Genomic DNA, 13,641 nt, shown 5'->3' on the forward strand with positions numbered 1-13,641 from the left:
CGGCCTCTATGATCGCCACATTTCCAGCGCGGATTCCCCTATGGACGGTCGTCCGCCGCCGGCCGGACCACCTCTGCGTGATCTGTACGAGACGAATCCCTGCGGGAGCGAGCGGTGAGCGAATCCCCCGACGAGCCGGGTCATCCGCCCGGCGTCACGATGCCGTCGGTCACCGACCGTAGCTCTCCGGGTCGCCGTGGAAGAGCGGAGCCCGGCGCCCGCCGGCCCGTGTCCGAGCTGCGCGACCTCCAGGCTGCCTTCAACGCCGCCCAGCTCGCCATGGCCGTCGTCGACCGCGAGGGCAGGGTGGTCAGCGCCAACGCTGCGCTCGGCGCGCTGCTCGGCACGGACCCCGCCCGGCTCACCGACGTTTGCGCCGCCGACCTCGTCGGCCTCGGCCAGGACTCCCGTACCTGGACCGCGTACCGCGAGGTGCTCCGCGGTCACAGCGACCGGCTGCACTGCACCCGTCGGCTCAAGAGCCCCGACGGACAGGCGCTGTGGGCGGACGTCACCGTCGCGCCACTGCTCGACAGCAGCAGGGTGCTGCTGTCGGTCGCGGACGTCAGCGACCGGCGTGACCTCCAGGCGCGGCTGCGTCATCTGCAGATGCATGACCCGGTGACCCGGCTGCCCAACCGCGCGCTGTTCTTCGAGCGGCTCGCCGCGGCGCTGGAGGCTTCGGCCTGTCCGCGGGGAGGCACCGGACGGATCGGACTCTGCTACCTCGACCTCGACGGCTTCAAGGCCGTCAACGACACTCTCGGGCACCGCGTCGGCGACCAGCTGCTGAGCGCCGTCGCCCAGCGGCTGGCGCACTGCGCGGACCAGGCCGGATACGGCAGGCGCGGCGGGCATCTGGTGGCGCGGCTCGGCGGCGACGAGTTCGCCGTGCTGGTGGAGGAGTCCACCGGGACCGAGCAGCTGTCGGCGCTCGCCGGATCCGTACTGGCCTCGCTCCAGCGGCCGTTCGAGCTCGCGGGGCAGCGGCTGTCGGTCTCGGCCAGCATCGGCGTCGTCGAGCGGGTGGCCGCCGGGACCAGCGCGACCGCGCTGATGCAGGCCGCCGACACCACGCTGTACTGGGCGAAGGCCGATGGCAAGGCCCGATGGACCCTCTTCGACCCCGAGCGCAACGCCCACCGGATGACCCGGCAGGCGCTCTCCAGCACCCTGCGGCCGGCGGTGGAGCACGGTGAGTTCACGCTCGAGTACCAGCCGCTGGTCGGGCTCGGCGACGGTTCCGTACGGGGGGTGGAAGCACTGGTGCGCTGGCGTCATCCGCAGTTCGGCATCCTGGCGCCGAATCGGTTCATCGGACTGGCGGAGGAGGACGGCTCGATCGTCGAGCTGGGCCGCTGGGTTCTGGAGAACGCCTGTCGGCAGGCCCGGCGCTGGCAGCTGGACCACCCCGACGCGCCGGTCTTCGTCAGCGTCAATGTGGCGGTGCGGCAGGTCTGGGACTCGGATCTGGTGGCGGACGTCGCCGGAATCCTGGAGGAGACCGGGCTGCCACCGGAGCTGCTCCAGCTCGAGCTGACCGAGTCCGCCGTCATGGGCTCGGCCGGCCGCCCGCTCCAGGCCCTGCAGGCGCTGAGCGACATGGGCGTCTCGATCGCCATCGACGACTTCGGGACGGGCTACTCCAACCTCGCCTATCTGAGCCGGCTGCCGGTCTCCACACTCAAGCTGGACGGGTCGTTCGTCCAGGGCTTCCGGGACGAGGAGCATCCGAACCCGGCCGACGAGACGATTGTCGAGGCCCTGGTGCAGCTCGCCCACCGGCTGGGGCTGACGGTGACCGCCGAGTGCGTGGAGAGCGCGGAGCAGGCGGACCGGCTGCGGCGGATCGGCTGCGACACCGGACAGGGCTGGTTCTACTCACGGCCGGTGCCGCCGGATCGTGTCTCCGCACTCCTGGGGCCGGGACCCGCCACCGGAGTCCGCGACTGAGGCAGATCGCCCCGAGGTCCCGCATGAGCAGCCTGCCCCCGGCGGCACCGCCCGCCCCTGAGCTGACGGGCGGTCTTCGGTGGCCCGGGCTCACCACGGGCGGGGCGCACCATCCGACGGCTGTCGGATCCGGTTGTCAGCCGGTGGTGCCGGGGAGCCCATATGCCTCCGCGATCAGTTCGTAGGAGCGCAGCCGGGCCTCCCGGCCATGGGCGGTCGCCGTGATCATCAGCTCGTCGGCGCCGGTCCGCTTGACCAGACCGTCGAGCCCGTCTCGCACCGCATCGGCCGTACCGTGGACGACATTCGTCAGCCAGCTGTCCACGAACTCCCGCTCCAGCGCGCTGAATTCATACGCCTCGGCCTCCTCGGGGGATGGGATGAGGCCGGGCCGTCCGGTGCGCAGCCGCACCATCGACAGCGCGCCCGTCAGGACCTGGCGGCGGGCTTCCTTCTCGTCCTCCGTCGCCAGCGCCGAGACGCCGATGAGCGCATACGGCTCGTCGAGCACGGCGGAGGGACGGAACGACTCGCGGTAGAGGTCGAGTGCCGGAACGGTGTTGGCGGCGGAGAAGTGATGCGCGAAGGCGAAGGGCAGACCGAGCATTCCGGCGAGCCGGGCACTGAAGCCGCTGGAGCCGAGCAGCCAGATCGGCGGCCGGGACGGCGACTGCACTCCGCCCGGAACGGTGGCCTGGATCGGTCCCGGCACCGCGTGGATACGGCGGTAGGGGTGACCGTCCGGGAAGTCGTCATCCAGGAAGTGGGTCAGTTCGGCCAGCTGCTGCGGGAATTCATCAGCTCCTTCGTTCAGCCGGTCGCTGCGGCGCAGGGCGGCGGCGGTCGCTCCGTCGGTCCCGGGGGCCCGGCCGAGACCGAGGTCGATCCGGCCGGGGGCCATCGCCTCGAGCGTGCCGAACTGCTCGGCGATCACCAGCGGGGCGTGGTTGGGAAGCATCACGCCACCGGAGCCGAGCCGGATCCGGTCGGTGTGCGCGGCGAGATGGGCGAGGATGACCGCGGGGGACGAGCTGGCCACGCCGGGCATGGAGTGGTGCTCGGCGACCCAGAAGCGGTGGAAGCCGAGCCGCTCGGCACTTCGCGCCAGCTCGACGCTGGTACGCAGCGCACCGTTCGCGGTCAGGCCGCTCCCGACCGTGGCGAGGTCGAGGACGGACAGCGGAACCGGAGCGGTTCCGGTGGCTGTGCCGCGGATGGTGTCGTGCTGGTCGGCCATGTCTGGGCCCGCCTCCCTGGTCGGTCTGCTGACTGCTCTGCTGTGATGGCAGAGGGACCAACCGGAGACATACTCCGCTTATTCCCGGGCGGCCCGGTGCCGTATCGGCGGGCGGATCGCTTCGTCGGAGGCGAAGAGCGTTCCGAGGTCCGGGCGCAGCACACTCCGGTCCAGCAGACGCAGCCCCTCCCAGACGGTGACCTGATTGGCGGTGAGAACCGGCTTTCCCAGCTCCGCTTCGAGGTCATCGAGGTACGCGGCTGTGTGGAGGGCCGTATCGGGAAGCAGCACCGCTTGCGCGTCGGGGTGGTCGCCCGCCCGCGCGAGCCGCAGCACCTCCTCGCGCTGCCAGGTGCCGACCTCGGCGGCGGTGATGATTCCGCTGCCGCGCATGGCGACCACTTCCGTCCCGGACGCCTTGAGGAAGGCGGTGAAGAGCTCGGCGACGTCCTCGGGGTAGGTCGCCGCGATGGCGACGCGCTCCGCGCCGAGGGCCCGGACGGCGTGCGCGAAGGCGAAGGAGGTGCTGGAGGCGGGGAGCCCGGCGGTACGGGACAGCTCCCGCACCTGCTCCTGCGCCCCGTCCCAGCCGAAGACGAAGCTCGCGCTGGTGCAGGCCCAGACGACGGCCCGGGCGCCGAGCGCCTTCAGCTCCTCGACCCCGGCGGCCAGCCGTGCCGCCGATCCCATCTCCAACAGCGCGTCAACCCGGTGGGCGTCCTCACCGATGTCCGTATGGACCAGCGGCAGCCGGATGCCCGCGGACAGCAGGGACTCGAACCGGGGGTAGTCGTCCTCGGCCGAATGCCCCGGGTACAGGAATCCGACCGCCGGTCCGGCCGCTGCTCCCTCCGGCGCCCGCAACGCCGTCACGTCTGCCATCTCCGCCTCCGACATCTCCACCTCCGAGTCGTGTCCGCCTGCCACTGCGCACCCGCCGTCACCCACGTGTCGTCAGGCACGTGCCGCCACGCGTCTGCTCCCGCGCAACTGCTCTGAATACACCGGCGAAGACCTCCCGGTTCCGCCTCCGCCACCACCTCTTCGGGTGAGTGCTCTTCGAGTGAGTGCCCGCCGCCACCGGTCCGCTCTCACGGTCCGGCGCCACGGTCACCCGTCCCCCACTCGCTCCCACGAGCCCGACCACCACGGGCACCACCACCTCTAGCCCGCTCGCTCCCACGAGCCCCGCCGCCACGGAGCCCACCATGAGCACCGGCCCGGTCTCACGCCCACGGTCACGGCTCCCACGGTCACCACGCGATCGCTCCCGCGATTCCCGCCCGTCCTGGCCCGCCGTCACCGGCGCCCGCCCTCACGGGATCCCCGGGCCGCCCGGCTCCTCCGGGTACGGAGGGAGATCCAGCCCGTCGAGCGTCTCCGCCTCGGGCGGGACCGGCGGCCCGGCGAAGGCCGCCTCCGGCTCCGCCCGTTCTCCCGAGAACTGCGGCCCCGGCCCGATCCCCGTGCCGACCACCGGGTCCTCCGGCGGGGACGACGACATCGCCGCCGGCCCGCGTCTGGCCACCGGATCCAGCAGCGCCTGGTACGGCCCGACCGCCTGCTCCCCGATCCGGCGCAGGGCGGCCCACATCGTGACCTGGTTCGCCGAGAGCACCGGCATCCGCAGCTCCGCCTCGAGCTGCGGGATCACGTCGTACGTCGGGAGGTTGGTGCAGCTGATGAAGAGCGCGTCCGCCGCGCCGACCACCGCCTCCCGGGCCATGTCCACCACATCGCGGTACGGCACCTTCCAGATGTGCCGGGTCAGTCCCAGGTACGCGCGCCCCGTCACCGAGATCCCGCCCTCGCCGAGGTACTCCTCGAGGGCGGTGGTGACGGACCTCGTGTACGGGGTGACCAGAGCGATGCGCCGTGCCCCGATCTCCTGCAGGGCGGCCAACAGAGCGCCCGAGGTCGTGAGCGCCGGCATCTCGCCGGACTGCTCCATCGCCGCGCACATACCGCGCTCACCGGCCATGCCGCCGACGAAGCTGCCCGAGGTGCAGGCGTATGCGACGACCTCGGGCGTCACCGCGCACAGCGCCTGCACCGCCTCCCGCAAGGTCTCGTGCTCACTGACCATCCGGGCCAGGTCGAGGCTGACCTCGACCGGTACGAAGGGCGTTCGGGTGAGATGGAGCGACACATCGTCCGGGACCCAACGCCACAGTTCTCGATCAAGAGCGAAATCGAATGGTGCTACGACGCCCACACCGCGCTGCGGCTGCGGGCCACCCAGAAAGGAGACGTCCATTTCAAGCCCCAATACGAAACGGAGGGCTGGCCGATGGCAGGAGAAAGCAAGCCGGAGCACGCCGGGACGTCGGGACAGAGGCTGGGCGGAAGGCCCATGGTGCGGGGCTGGTAGCCCGTATTGACGAAGGTAGTTTCCGCTCCCTAGCGTGGTCAATCCTCACATCTCAGGCTGCTTTTACCGCCTTGCCGAATCAGCCAAGCGGACCTACGTTTCGAAACGGTTGCCCGCCAATGTCCGAATGCACCCTCCTCGTCTTCGGCACCGACCCGGCGCCCCGGCTCGACCGGCTGACCGGCCGCGCCCGAGTCGTGTACAGCGACGAGCGGACCCTCCCCGAGCTGCTGCCGACCGCCGACGCCCTGCTCGTCTGGGACTTCACCTCCGACGCGGTGCGCACCGCCTGGCCCGGCAGCGGTCCGCGGCCGCGCTGGGTGCACACGGCGAGCGCCGGTGTGGACCGGCTGCTCTGCCCCGAGCTGACCGCCTCCGACACCGTGGTCACCAATGCCCGCGGCGTCTTCGAGCAGCCGATCGCCGAGTACGTCGCCGGACTGGTGCTCGCCATGGCCAAGGACTTTCCCGGGAGTTGGGAGCTCCAACGGCAGCGTCGCTGGAAGCACCGGGAGACGATGCGGCTGGCCGGATCCCGGGCGGTCGTCGTCGGCTCCGGCCCGATCGGGCGGGCCGTCGCGCGTACCCTGGCGGCACTGGGTGTCGACACGGAGCTGGTGGGGCGTACGGAGCGCGAGGCCGACCCGGAGTTCGGCCGGGTGCACGGCAGCGAGTCGCTGGGGCAGCTGCTGCCATCAGCCGATTGGGTGGTGTGCGCGGCACCCCTGACAGAAGACACGAGGGGCATGTTCGATGCCCCCGCGTTCGGACGGATGAAGCCGACGGCCCGCTTCATCAACGTCGGGCGCGGCCCCCTGGTCGTGCAGAAGGATCTGGTCTCCGCCCTGCTGGCGCGGACGCTCGGCGGCGCGGCCCTCGATGTCTTCGAGACCGAGCCACTGCCCGCCGACAGCCGCGTCTGGGATGTTCCGGGGCTGCTCGTCTCCCCCCATATGAGCGGCGACACCGTCGGCTGGCGGGACGCCCTCGCCGAGCAGTTCATGGACAACTTCGACCGGTGGACGGCGGGCGAGCCGCTGCTCAATGTGGTCGACAAGCGGCTGGGGTACGTCCCTGTGTCCTGACCGCCGCTGACCGGGCGTGTGCCCGGCTCGTGAACGGGCGCGTGCCCGACCCGGACCGGGCCGCATCCCGACGACCCCCCGATGGAGGGCTGGATGACCGAACTCAGCGACCTGACAGCGGTGCAACTCGTCGAGGGCTACGCCTCCGGGGCCTTCTCCCCCGTCGAGGCGACCCGCGCCGCCCTCCACCGGATCGAGCGGACCGAGGGAGCCGTCAACGCCTTCGTCCGGGTCGACGCCGAGGACGCGCTCGGCCGCGCCGCCGAATCCGAGCGGCGGTGGCTCCGCGGGGAGCCGGCCGGCCTGCTGGACGGAGTCCCGGTGTCGGTGAAGGACATCCTGCTGCTGCGGGGCGGCCCGACGCTGCGGGGCTCGCGCACCGTCCGCGCCGAGGGCCGGGCCTGGGAGGAGGACGCGCCCGCGGTCGCCCGGCTGCGCGAGCACGGCGCCGTCTTCCTGGGCAAGACGACGACACCCGAGTTCGGCTGGAAGGGCGTCACGGACAGTCCCCGGCACGGGGTGACAGGCAATCCCTACGATCCGGGGCGCACGGCGGGCGGTTCGAGCGGGGGGAGCGCCGCGGCGGTCGCGCTCGGGGCGGGTCCGCTGAGCCTCGGGACCGACGGCGGGGGCTCGGTCCGCATCCCCGCGTCCTTCTGTGGGATCTTCGCGCTCAAACCCACCTATGGAAGGGTTCCGATCTACCCGGCGAGTCCCTTCGGCACCCTCGCGCACGTCGGCCCGATGACGCGTGACGCGGCGGACGCCGCGCTGCTGATGGATGTGATCACCGGGCCGGACTGGCGCGACTGGTCCCAGCTGGGCCCGGTGCCCGGCGGCTTCCGGGACGGTCTGGGCGGTGGCGTCGCCGGATTGCGCGTCGCCTACGCGCCCGGCCTCGGGACCGGGCGCGGCGGCGGGGCACCGGTGGACCCCCAGGTGGCCGACGCGGTCCGGCGTGCGGTGGAGCTGCTCGCCGGGCTCGGTGCGCATGTCGAGGAGGCGGACCCCGGACTGACCGATCCGGTCGATGCCTTCCACACCCTGTGGTTCAGCGGGGCCGCCCGCGTCGTGCAGCATCTCGGCGAGGAGGACCGGGAGTTGCTCGACCCCGGACTGCGGGAGGTCTGCGAGCAGGGGGCGGCGTACAGCGCGCTGGACTATCTCGCGGCCGTGGACGTACGGATGGCCCTCGGCGTCGCGATGGGCCGGTTCCACGAGCGGTACGACCTCCTGGTCACCCCGACGCTGCCGATCACCGCCTTCGAGGCGGGCGCGGAGGTACCGAAAGATTCCCACCACACCCGGTGGACCGGATGGACGCCCTTCACCTACCCCTTCAACCTGACCCAGCAGCCTGCCGCGTCAGTGCCGTGCGGACTGGACCGCGACGGCCTGCCCATCGGCGTCCAGCTGGTCGCCGCGCGCCATGGGGACGCGCTGGTCCTCCGGGCGGCCCACGCGCTGTACGAGGCCGGGGTCGCGGACGGGATCCGGCCCCCGGCCCCCGCACAGCGCTGACCACCCGGCAGCGCTGACACCCCGGCCGCGACCGGCCGGCCGCGGCCGAGCCGGGCGGGAGCCGTCCGGCTACGCCCGGCGGAAGTTGAGGGTCTCGCCCAGCGCGCCGGCCCGCCACAGGTCCTGGCAGGCCTCGGCCATGCGGTCGAGGCCGTCGACCACCGCGCCCCAGACGATGCCCGGGACCCACCCCGCGTCACCGTTGATCAGCAGGTTGTTGCGCTCGTAGAACAGCGCCAAGTCGACCACCTGAGTCTGCCCCTGGTGCTTGGCCTGCTGCTCGTATCCGTAGGACTTCGTCCCCAACTGGGTGTCGGAGAAGGTGAAGTAGCACAGATCGCCCGGGATGGGGGTGATGGTGGGGTTCTCCAGGGGCGGTTCCGCCGGGGCGAAGGGCGGCAGCAGCGCGTAGATCTCGTTGCGCGCGTACTTCGCGTGGTAGACGTCCCCGCCCAGCGGGAGTGCGTTCCACACAGCGTCACAGGTGATCGGAGCGCGGTCGTCCAGCAGCTTGGCCGTACAGGTGACACCGCGCTTGTCGAGCGAGACTTCGATGAAGCGGTCTGCCATCGTGGGTCCTCTCGGTCGAATACGTGCCCCATTGTGTCTATCTGGTCAAGAGCGCTGGTCACAAGCGGGCTGAAAGAGATCGGAATAATCCGAGCGGAGTCGGGTAGCCGCGCGCCCATGACTCACCACAGGGGAACGACATGATCGAAAGAGCTGTCGGCCGCCGCTCACTGCTCGCAGGAGCGGCGGCGTTCGGTGTGTTGGGAGCGGTCGGCTGCAGCAGGGTCTCCACCGCGGATGTCACCGGCGGCGGAAACCTGCTGGAACGCCTGCGCGCCCAGCGCACGGTGCGGCTGGGGATCGCCGGTGAGATCCCCTTCGGCTACATCAGCAAGAAGGCGGAGGTCACCGGCGAAGCGCCTGAGATCGCGAAGATCATCTTCAAACGGCTGGGAGTGCCGAACGTGCAGCCGGTGCCGACGGAGTTCGGCTCGCTGATCCCCGGTCTCGACTCGCAGCAGTTCGATGTGATCTCCGCGGGCATGTTCATCACCCCGGAGCGCTGCCAGGAGGTCCTCTTCGCGGACCCCGACTACGAGGTCCTGGACGCCTTCATCGTCCGCAAGGGCAATCCGAAGAACCTGCACAACTACGCCGACGTCAAGAGGACCGGCGCCAAGCTGGCCAGCGGCAGCGCGTACGCCGAGATCGACTACGCGGTCGACGCGGGCATCAACCGCGACGCCATCCAGATCTACCCCGACCAGCTGGCCGGCCTGCTGGCGGTCGCCCAGGGGCGGGCCGACGCGTTCGCGGGCACCAGCCTGACCGTGCGCAACGTCATCCAGCAGACCAAGAACCCCAGTGTCGAGGGGACCAAGCCGTTCCTCCCCATGCTCGACGGCAAGCCCGCGCACGGCGCCGGAGCCTTCGCCTTCCGCAAGGGTGAGACACGGCTGCGGAACGCCTTCAACGCCGAGCTCCACAAGATGAAGAAGAGCGGCGAGCTCCTGCGGGTGGTCAAGCCCTTCGGCTTCACCACCACCGAGATGACCGACCTGACGGCAGAGGAGCTGTGCAAGGGATGACAGCGGAGCTGTGGGGACTCATCTTCGAAGGTGTCTGGATCACGGTCCAGCTGACCGTCTACAGTGCGGCGCTCGCCGCCGTCGTCGCCTTCATCACCGGCCTCGCCCGAACCTCGCGTTTCTGGATCCTCCGGTTCCTTTCCGGTTTCTATGTCGAGGTCTTCCGCGGGACATCGGCCCTGGTGCTGATGTTCTGGCTGTTCTTCGTGGTGCCGCTGGCCTTCGACTGGCAGCTGGTCCCGATGTGGGCCGCCACTCTTGCCCTCGGCCTGTCCTACGGCGCGTACGGCTCGGAGATCGTACGCGGCGGGATCGCCGCGGTCGCCCCGGCGCAGCGGGAAGCCGGGATCGCGCTGAGCTTCACGCCCTGGCAGCGGCTGCGTCTCGTCGTGCTGCCGCAGGCGGTGCCCGGGATGCTGCCGCCGTTCAACAATCTGCTGATCGAGCTGCTCAAGGGAACCGCGCTCGTCTCGCTCCTGGGTGTCGGCGACATCTCCTTCGCCGCGCAGCTGGCGCGGCTGGCGACCGGTGAGAGCGCGAACATCTACTTCTCCATCCTCGTCATGTACTTCGTGCTCGCGTTCCTCCTCACCCGGGTGATGCGGCTGCTGGAGCGGCAGGCCAAGGCCCGGATCGGCCAGGCGCCCGAGAAGGGCGGCGGCATTCTCCGCAGGCTGCGCATCCGCGAGGAGACCGGGCCGTCCGACGTCATCACCACAGGGGGCGCCCGATGAACTGGTCGTGGTCCGTCGTCGGCGACTTCATGCCGCAGTTCTGGGACGGGGTCAGGGTCACCCTCGAGGCGACCGCCCTCGGCTCCCTGCTCTCCTTCGCCCTCGGCCTGGTCTGGGCCATGGCGTTCCGTGCCCCGACGGCCTTCGTCCGCTGGCCGGTGGGGATCTTCGTCGAGTTCATCCGCAACACTCCGCTGCTGGTGCAGCTGTTCTTCTTCTTCTTCGTGCTGCCGGAGTGGGGCATCCAGACCTCCGCGCTGGCCACCGGAGTGATCGGCATCGGCCTGCACTACTCGACGTACACCGCCGAGGTCTACCGGGCGGGCATCGACGGGGTGCCGAAGGGCCAGTGGGAGGCGGCGACCGCGCTGAGCCTGCCGCGCAGCCGTACGTGGGGCTCGGTGATCCTGCCGCAGGCGATCCGCCGAGTCGTCCCCGCGCTCGGCAACTACGTCATCGCGCTGCTGAAGGACACGCCGCTGTTGCTGGCCATCGGTGTTCTGGAGATGCTGAACCAGGCGCGCCTGTTCGGCGCGGAGACCTTCCAGTACATCGAGCCGTACACCGTCGTCGGCGTCGCCTTCGTCCTCATCTCCTACCCTGCTTCTCTTCTCATGCGATACCTGGAGCGTCGTCTTGTCCACTGACAGCACGCAGACCCCGCCCGTTCCGGGAACCACGAACGGCACCGAGCTGATCCGCTTCGACCAGGTGACGAAGCGCTTCGGCACCAATACGGTCCTGGACCACCTCGACTTCACGGTGGCACCGGGCAAGCATGTGACCCTCATCGGTCCGTCCGGCTCCGGCAAGACCACGATCCTGCGGCTGCTGATGACCCTGGCGAGGCCCGACGAGGGCACCATCCAGGTGGCCGGCGACTACCTCACCCACGAGCAGAAGGGCGGCAAGCTCGTCCCCGCGGGGGAGAAGCACACCCGGGAGATCCGCAAGAAGATCGGCATGGTCTTCCAGCAGTTCAACCTGTTCCCGAACATGAAGGTGCTGCGCAACATCACCGAGGCCCCCGTCCATGTCCTCGGCATGAGCAAGGACGAGGCCGAGGAGCGGGCACGCGAGCTGCTGGACCTGGTCGGGCTGACCGAGCACATCGACAAGTACCCGACGCAGCTGTCCGGCGGACAGCAGCAGCGGGTGGCGATCGCCCGGGCGCTGGCCATGCGGCCGCAGGTACTGCTGCTCGACGAGGTGACGTCGGCGCTGGACCCGGAGCTCGTGGCGGGCGTGCTGGACGTCCTGCGGGACATCGCCCACACCACGGACATCACCATGCTCGTGGTGACCCATGAGATGAATTTCGCCCGGGACATCTCGGACGACGTGCTGATGTTCGACTCCGGCCGGGTCATCGAGTCGGGTCCGCCGGAAAAGATCTTCAGCGAGCCGGAGCACGAGCGCACCAGGGAGTTCCTCAGCGCCGTGCTGTGATGTCCCAGCTCCTGCGGTCACCGCATGACCCTGGCATATGCCACGGTGGCGCGCTCCTGCGTACACGGCTGGAGCGCGCCACCGATCTGCTCAACACCTGCTCCCCTCACGGCCCTTGGCGGCTATCGTGGTATCGAGCCCAGCTGCCGGAGCGGTGTGGAGTACCTCTGCCCCGTCACCAGTAGCGACGGCGACGACGCAAGCGGTCACAACCTGCTAGGGGGAAACCGTGGCGCTCAAGCCCGAGCCGACCGCGCCGTACCACTCGGTGCAGTGCGCCCTCCGCGTGCTCGAATGCGTCGCCAGGCATGGCGGCGGAGTCACCGACGTACAGATCGCGCGCGAGTCCGGTGTGCCGACCGGCCGCCTCTCCCCCCTGCTGCTGATGCTGCGCCGCGAAGGCTATGTGGAACAGGTCACCGACGGCGCGTACGTCGTCGGGGAGTCCCTGGTCCTGCTCGGCTCCGGCGAGGACCGCAGGCAGGCGCTGTCGGACAAGCTCCAGCGGACGCTCACCGACCTCCGCGACTCGGTGGGAGCGGCCGTCTACATCAGCCGTTACATCGACGGCGAAGTCAAGATCATGCAGTATGCGGACGGCCCGCGCGCCCCCAAGGTCAACGAGTGGGTGGACTTCCGGTCCGCCGCGCACGCCAGCGCGGTCGGCAAGTGCCTGCTCACCCAGCTCGACCACAACGGCCGGCGCGACCATCTCTCGCGCCACAAGACCGCCCGGCTCACCTCCCGGACGATCACCAGCGAGAAGGTCCTCTTCACCAAGCTGGACAACCAGCCGCCCACGGTCCCGGTGCTCGACCTGCAGGAGTACGCGGTGGGGACGGTCTGTGCGGCGGTGCCGATCACGGCGGGCCAGTCGGTCGGCTGCCTCGCCCTCTCGCTGCCGATCGAGCATGCGCACCGGCTGCGCAAGGCGGCTGACGCCCTCAACCGCAGGGCGGCTCCGGTGCTGCTCTCCCTCGCCATCTGAGCTGGTCGGAAGCACCGCCTCGAACCAGGTATTATTTACATCGTCAGCGCGCGCCGCTAGCTCAGTTGGTTAGAGCAGCTGACTCTTAATCAGCGGGTCCGGGGTTCGAGTCCCTGGCGGCGCACCATGAATACGCTGTTGACCTGGGCGTTCTCGGTTTATCCGAGGACGCCCGGTGTCATGTCCGGCCATCGCGGGTGTGCCGCGATGAGCCCGGCCCGGCGGCCGGGCGGAGCCCCCGGAGCCGGTAGCGACAGTCGCGGAGCCCGGGCCAGGCCCTTGCCGCCCGGCGGACGGTGCGCCCACCCCCGTACGGAGCGAGCACCACGGCGCAGGAGGGCGGATCGTCGACCACCGGGACGCACTCCCGGGGGATGTCCCGGCCCGGAGGAGCGGGAGCCCCGGTGACAGTGGGTGCGGGCGGGGTCGCGGGCGGGTCCGGGGGCCGCACCGGACGGGGTCGGGGGCCGCACCGGAGGGGGTCGGGGGCCGCACCGGACGGGGTCGGCGCCGACGGCCACGGGTCAGGGCATCGTGACACACCGGCGATGGCCTGACCCGTGGCTCCGGCGCGTACCTCCGTCCGGAACCGGAGCAGGCACTCGGGTTCATGGTCCGGCAGCGCCCGGCCGCTGTCCGCCCCCCGTACGCGACCCGCCCCGGCCGCTGTCCGGGCGTGGGGGGGGGGGGGGGGGGGGGGGGGTG

At 70.7% G+C, this 13,641-nt stretch carries 12 protein-coding genes and 1 tRNA gene; 9 read left to right on the top strand and 4 right to left on the bottom strand.

The features are described 5' to 3' along the window. The first annotated feature begins 159 nt into the window (after positions 1–159). On the top strand, positions 160–1,953 hold the full coding sequence (locus tag ACTWQE_RS13440) for a putative bifunctional diguanylate cyclase/phosphodiesterase (RefSeq protein ID WP_443329152.1): 1,794 nt from the start codon (positions 160–162) through the stop codon (positions 1,951–1,953). A gap of 136 nt (positions 1,954–2,089) precedes the next feature. Here ACTWQE_RS13440 and ACTWQE_RS13445 read toward each other — a convergent pair whose 3' ends face one another. From ACTWQE_RS13445 to ACTWQE_RS13455, 3 genes are all read right to left on the bottom strand, one after another. Further along, positions 2,090–3,190, bottom strand: a complete 1,101-nt coding sequence (locus ACTWQE_RS13445) for an LLM class flavin-dependent oxidoreductase (protein WP_443329135.1) — start codon at positions 3,188–3,190, stop codon at positions 2,090–2,092. Positions 3,191–3,268: 78 nt separating this feature from the next. Then, the gene (locus ACTWQE_RS13450; protein WP_443329136.1) at positions 3,269–4,072 is read right to left on the bottom strand and encodes a maleate cis-trans isomerase family protein; all 804 of its coding nucleotides are present in this window, start codon (positions 4,070–4,072) and stop codon (positions 3,269–3,271) included. A gap of 433 nt (positions 4,073–4,505) precedes the next feature. Continuing rightward, positions 4,506–5,447, bottom strand: a complete 942-nt coding sequence (locus ACTWQE_RS13455) for a maleate cis-trans isomerase family protein (protein ID WP_443329137.1) — start codon at positions 5,445–5,447, stop codon at positions 4,506–4,508. Between the two features lie 233 nt (positions 5,448–5,680). On the opposite strand from ACTWQE_RS13455, the gene ACTWQE_RS13460 reads away from it, so the two are divergent. Then, positions 5,681–6,646: a D-2-hydroxyacid dehydrogenase gene (locus tag ACTWQE_RS13460; RefSeq protein WP_443329138.1), complete on the top strand. Its 966-nt coding sequence runs from the start codon at positions 5,681–5,683 to the stop codon at positions 6,644–6,646. 93 nt (positions 6,647–6,739) lie between these two features. Next, positions 6,740–8,167, top strand: coding sequence for an amidase (locus tag ACTWQE_RS13465; protein ID WP_443329139.1), 1,428 nt, complete (start codon positions 6,740–6,742; stop codon positions 8,165–8,167). A gap of 69 nt (positions 8,168–8,236) precedes the next feature. Here the strand turns inward: ACTWQE_RS13465 and ACTWQE_RS13470 are convergent, their stop codons facing one another. Beyond that, positions 8,237–8,737: a DUF3830 family protein gene (locus ACTWQE_RS13470; protein ID WP_443329140.1), complete on the bottom strand. Its 501-nt coding sequence runs from the start codon at positions 8,735–8,737 to the stop codon at positions 8,237–8,239. A gap of 140 nt (positions 8,738–8,877) precedes the next feature. Here ACTWQE_RS13470 and ehuB point away from each other — a divergent pair, with 140 nt between their 5' ends. From ehuB to ACTWQE_RS13500, 6 genes are all read left to right on the top strand, one after another. After that, the gene (ehuB, locus tag ACTWQE_RS13475) at positions 8,878–9,765 is read left to right on the top strand and encodes an ectoine/hydroxyectoine ABC transporter substrate-binding protein EhuB (protein WP_443329141.1); all 888 of its coding nucleotides are present in this window, start codon (positions 8,878–8,880) and stop codon (positions 9,763–9,765) included. Further along, positions 9,762–10,499: an ectoine/hydroxyectoine ABC transporter permease subunit EhuC gene (gene ehuC / locus ACTWQE_RS13480; protein ID WP_443329142.1), complete on the top strand. Its 738-nt coding sequence runs from the start codon at positions 9,762–9,764 to the stop codon at positions 10,497–10,499. The genes ehuB and ehuC overlap by 4 nt, the downstream gene beginning before the upstream one ends. Continuing rightward, a complete protein-coding gene (gene ehuD, locus ACTWQE_RS13485) occupies positions 10,496–11,146 on the top strand; it encodes an ectoine/hydroxyectoine ABC transporter permease subunit EhuD (protein ID WP_443329143.1) in 651 nt (216 codons plus the stop codon). Before ehuC ends, ehuD begins: the two co-directional genes overlap by 4 nt. Then, positions 11,136–11,948 carry an ectoine/hydroxyectoine ABC transporter ATP-binding protein EhuA gene (gene ehuA / locus ACTWQE_RS13490; RefSeq protein WP_443329144.1) on the top strand — a complete coding sequence of 271 codons (813 nt, stop codon included), beginning with the start codon at positions 11,136–11,138 and terminating at the stop codon, positions 11,946–11,948. Before ehuD ends, ehuA begins: the two co-directional genes overlap by 11 nt. Before the next feature lie 229 nt (positions 11,949–12,177). Next, positions 12,178–12,936 carry an IclR family transcriptional regulator gene (locus ACTWQE_RS13495; RefSeq protein WP_443329145.1) on the top strand — a complete coding sequence of 253 codons (759 nt, stop codon included), beginning with the start codon at positions 12,178–12,180 and terminating at the stop codon, positions 12,934–12,936. Positions 12,937–12,986: 50 nt separating this feature from the next. Beyond that, positions 12,987–13,063: transfer RNA gene (locus tag ACTWQE_RS13500), tRNA-Lys, on the top strand. Positions 13,064–13,641: the final 578 nt, after the last annotated feature.

This window comes from Streptomyces sp. 8N706 (assembly GCF_052245415.1).
Lineage (GTDB): Bacteria > Actinomycetota > Actinomycetes > Streptomycetales > Streptomycetaceae > Streptomyces.

What these genes read in the sequence shown, in the direction of transcription:
- ACTWQE_RS13445 (WP_443329135.1), bottom strand. Translation starts at nt 3,190, where the DNA reads ATGGCCGACCAGCACGACACCATCCGCGGCACAGCCACCGGAACCGCT.
- ACTWQE_RS13455 (WP_443329137.1), bottom strand. Translation starts at nt 5,447, where the DNA reads ATGGACGTCTCCTTTCTGGGTGGCCCGCAGCCGCAGCGCGGTGTGGGC.
- ACTWQE_RS13465 (WP_443329139.1), top strand. Translation starts at nt 6,740, where the DNA reads ATGACCGAACTCAGCGACCTGACAGCGGTGCAACTCGTCGAGGGCTAC.
- ACTWQE_RS13450 (WP_443329136.1), bottom strand. Translation starts at nt 4,072, where the DNA reads ATGGCAGACGTGACGGCGTTGCGGGCGCCGGAGGGAGCAGCGGCCGGA.
- ehuB (WP_443329141.1), top strand. Translation starts at nt 8,878, where the DNA reads ATGATCGAAAGAGCTGTCGGCCGCCGCTCACTGCTCGCAGGAGCGGCG.
- ACTWQE_RS13460 (WP_443329138.1), top strand. Translation starts at nt 5,681, where the DNA reads ATGTCCGAATGCACCCTCCTCGTCTTCGGCACCGACCCGGCGCCCCGG.
- ehuC (WP_443329142.1), top strand. Translation starts at nt 9,762, where the DNA reads ATGACAGCGGAGCTGTGGGGACTCATCTTCGAAGGTGTCTGGATCACG.
- ehuD (WP_443329143.1), top strand. Translation starts at nt 10,496, where the DNA reads ATGAACTGGTCGTGGTCCGTCGTCGGCGACTTCATGCCGCAGTTCTGG.
- ACTWQE_RS13440 (WP_443329152.1), top strand. Translation starts at nt 160, where the DNA reads ATGCCGTCGGTCACCGACCGTAGCTCTCCGGGTCGCCGTGGAAGAGCG.
- ACTWQE_RS13470 (WP_443329140.1), bottom strand. Translation starts at nt 8,737, where the DNA reads ATGGCAGACCGCTTCATCGAAGTCTCGCTCGACAAGCGCGGTGTCACC.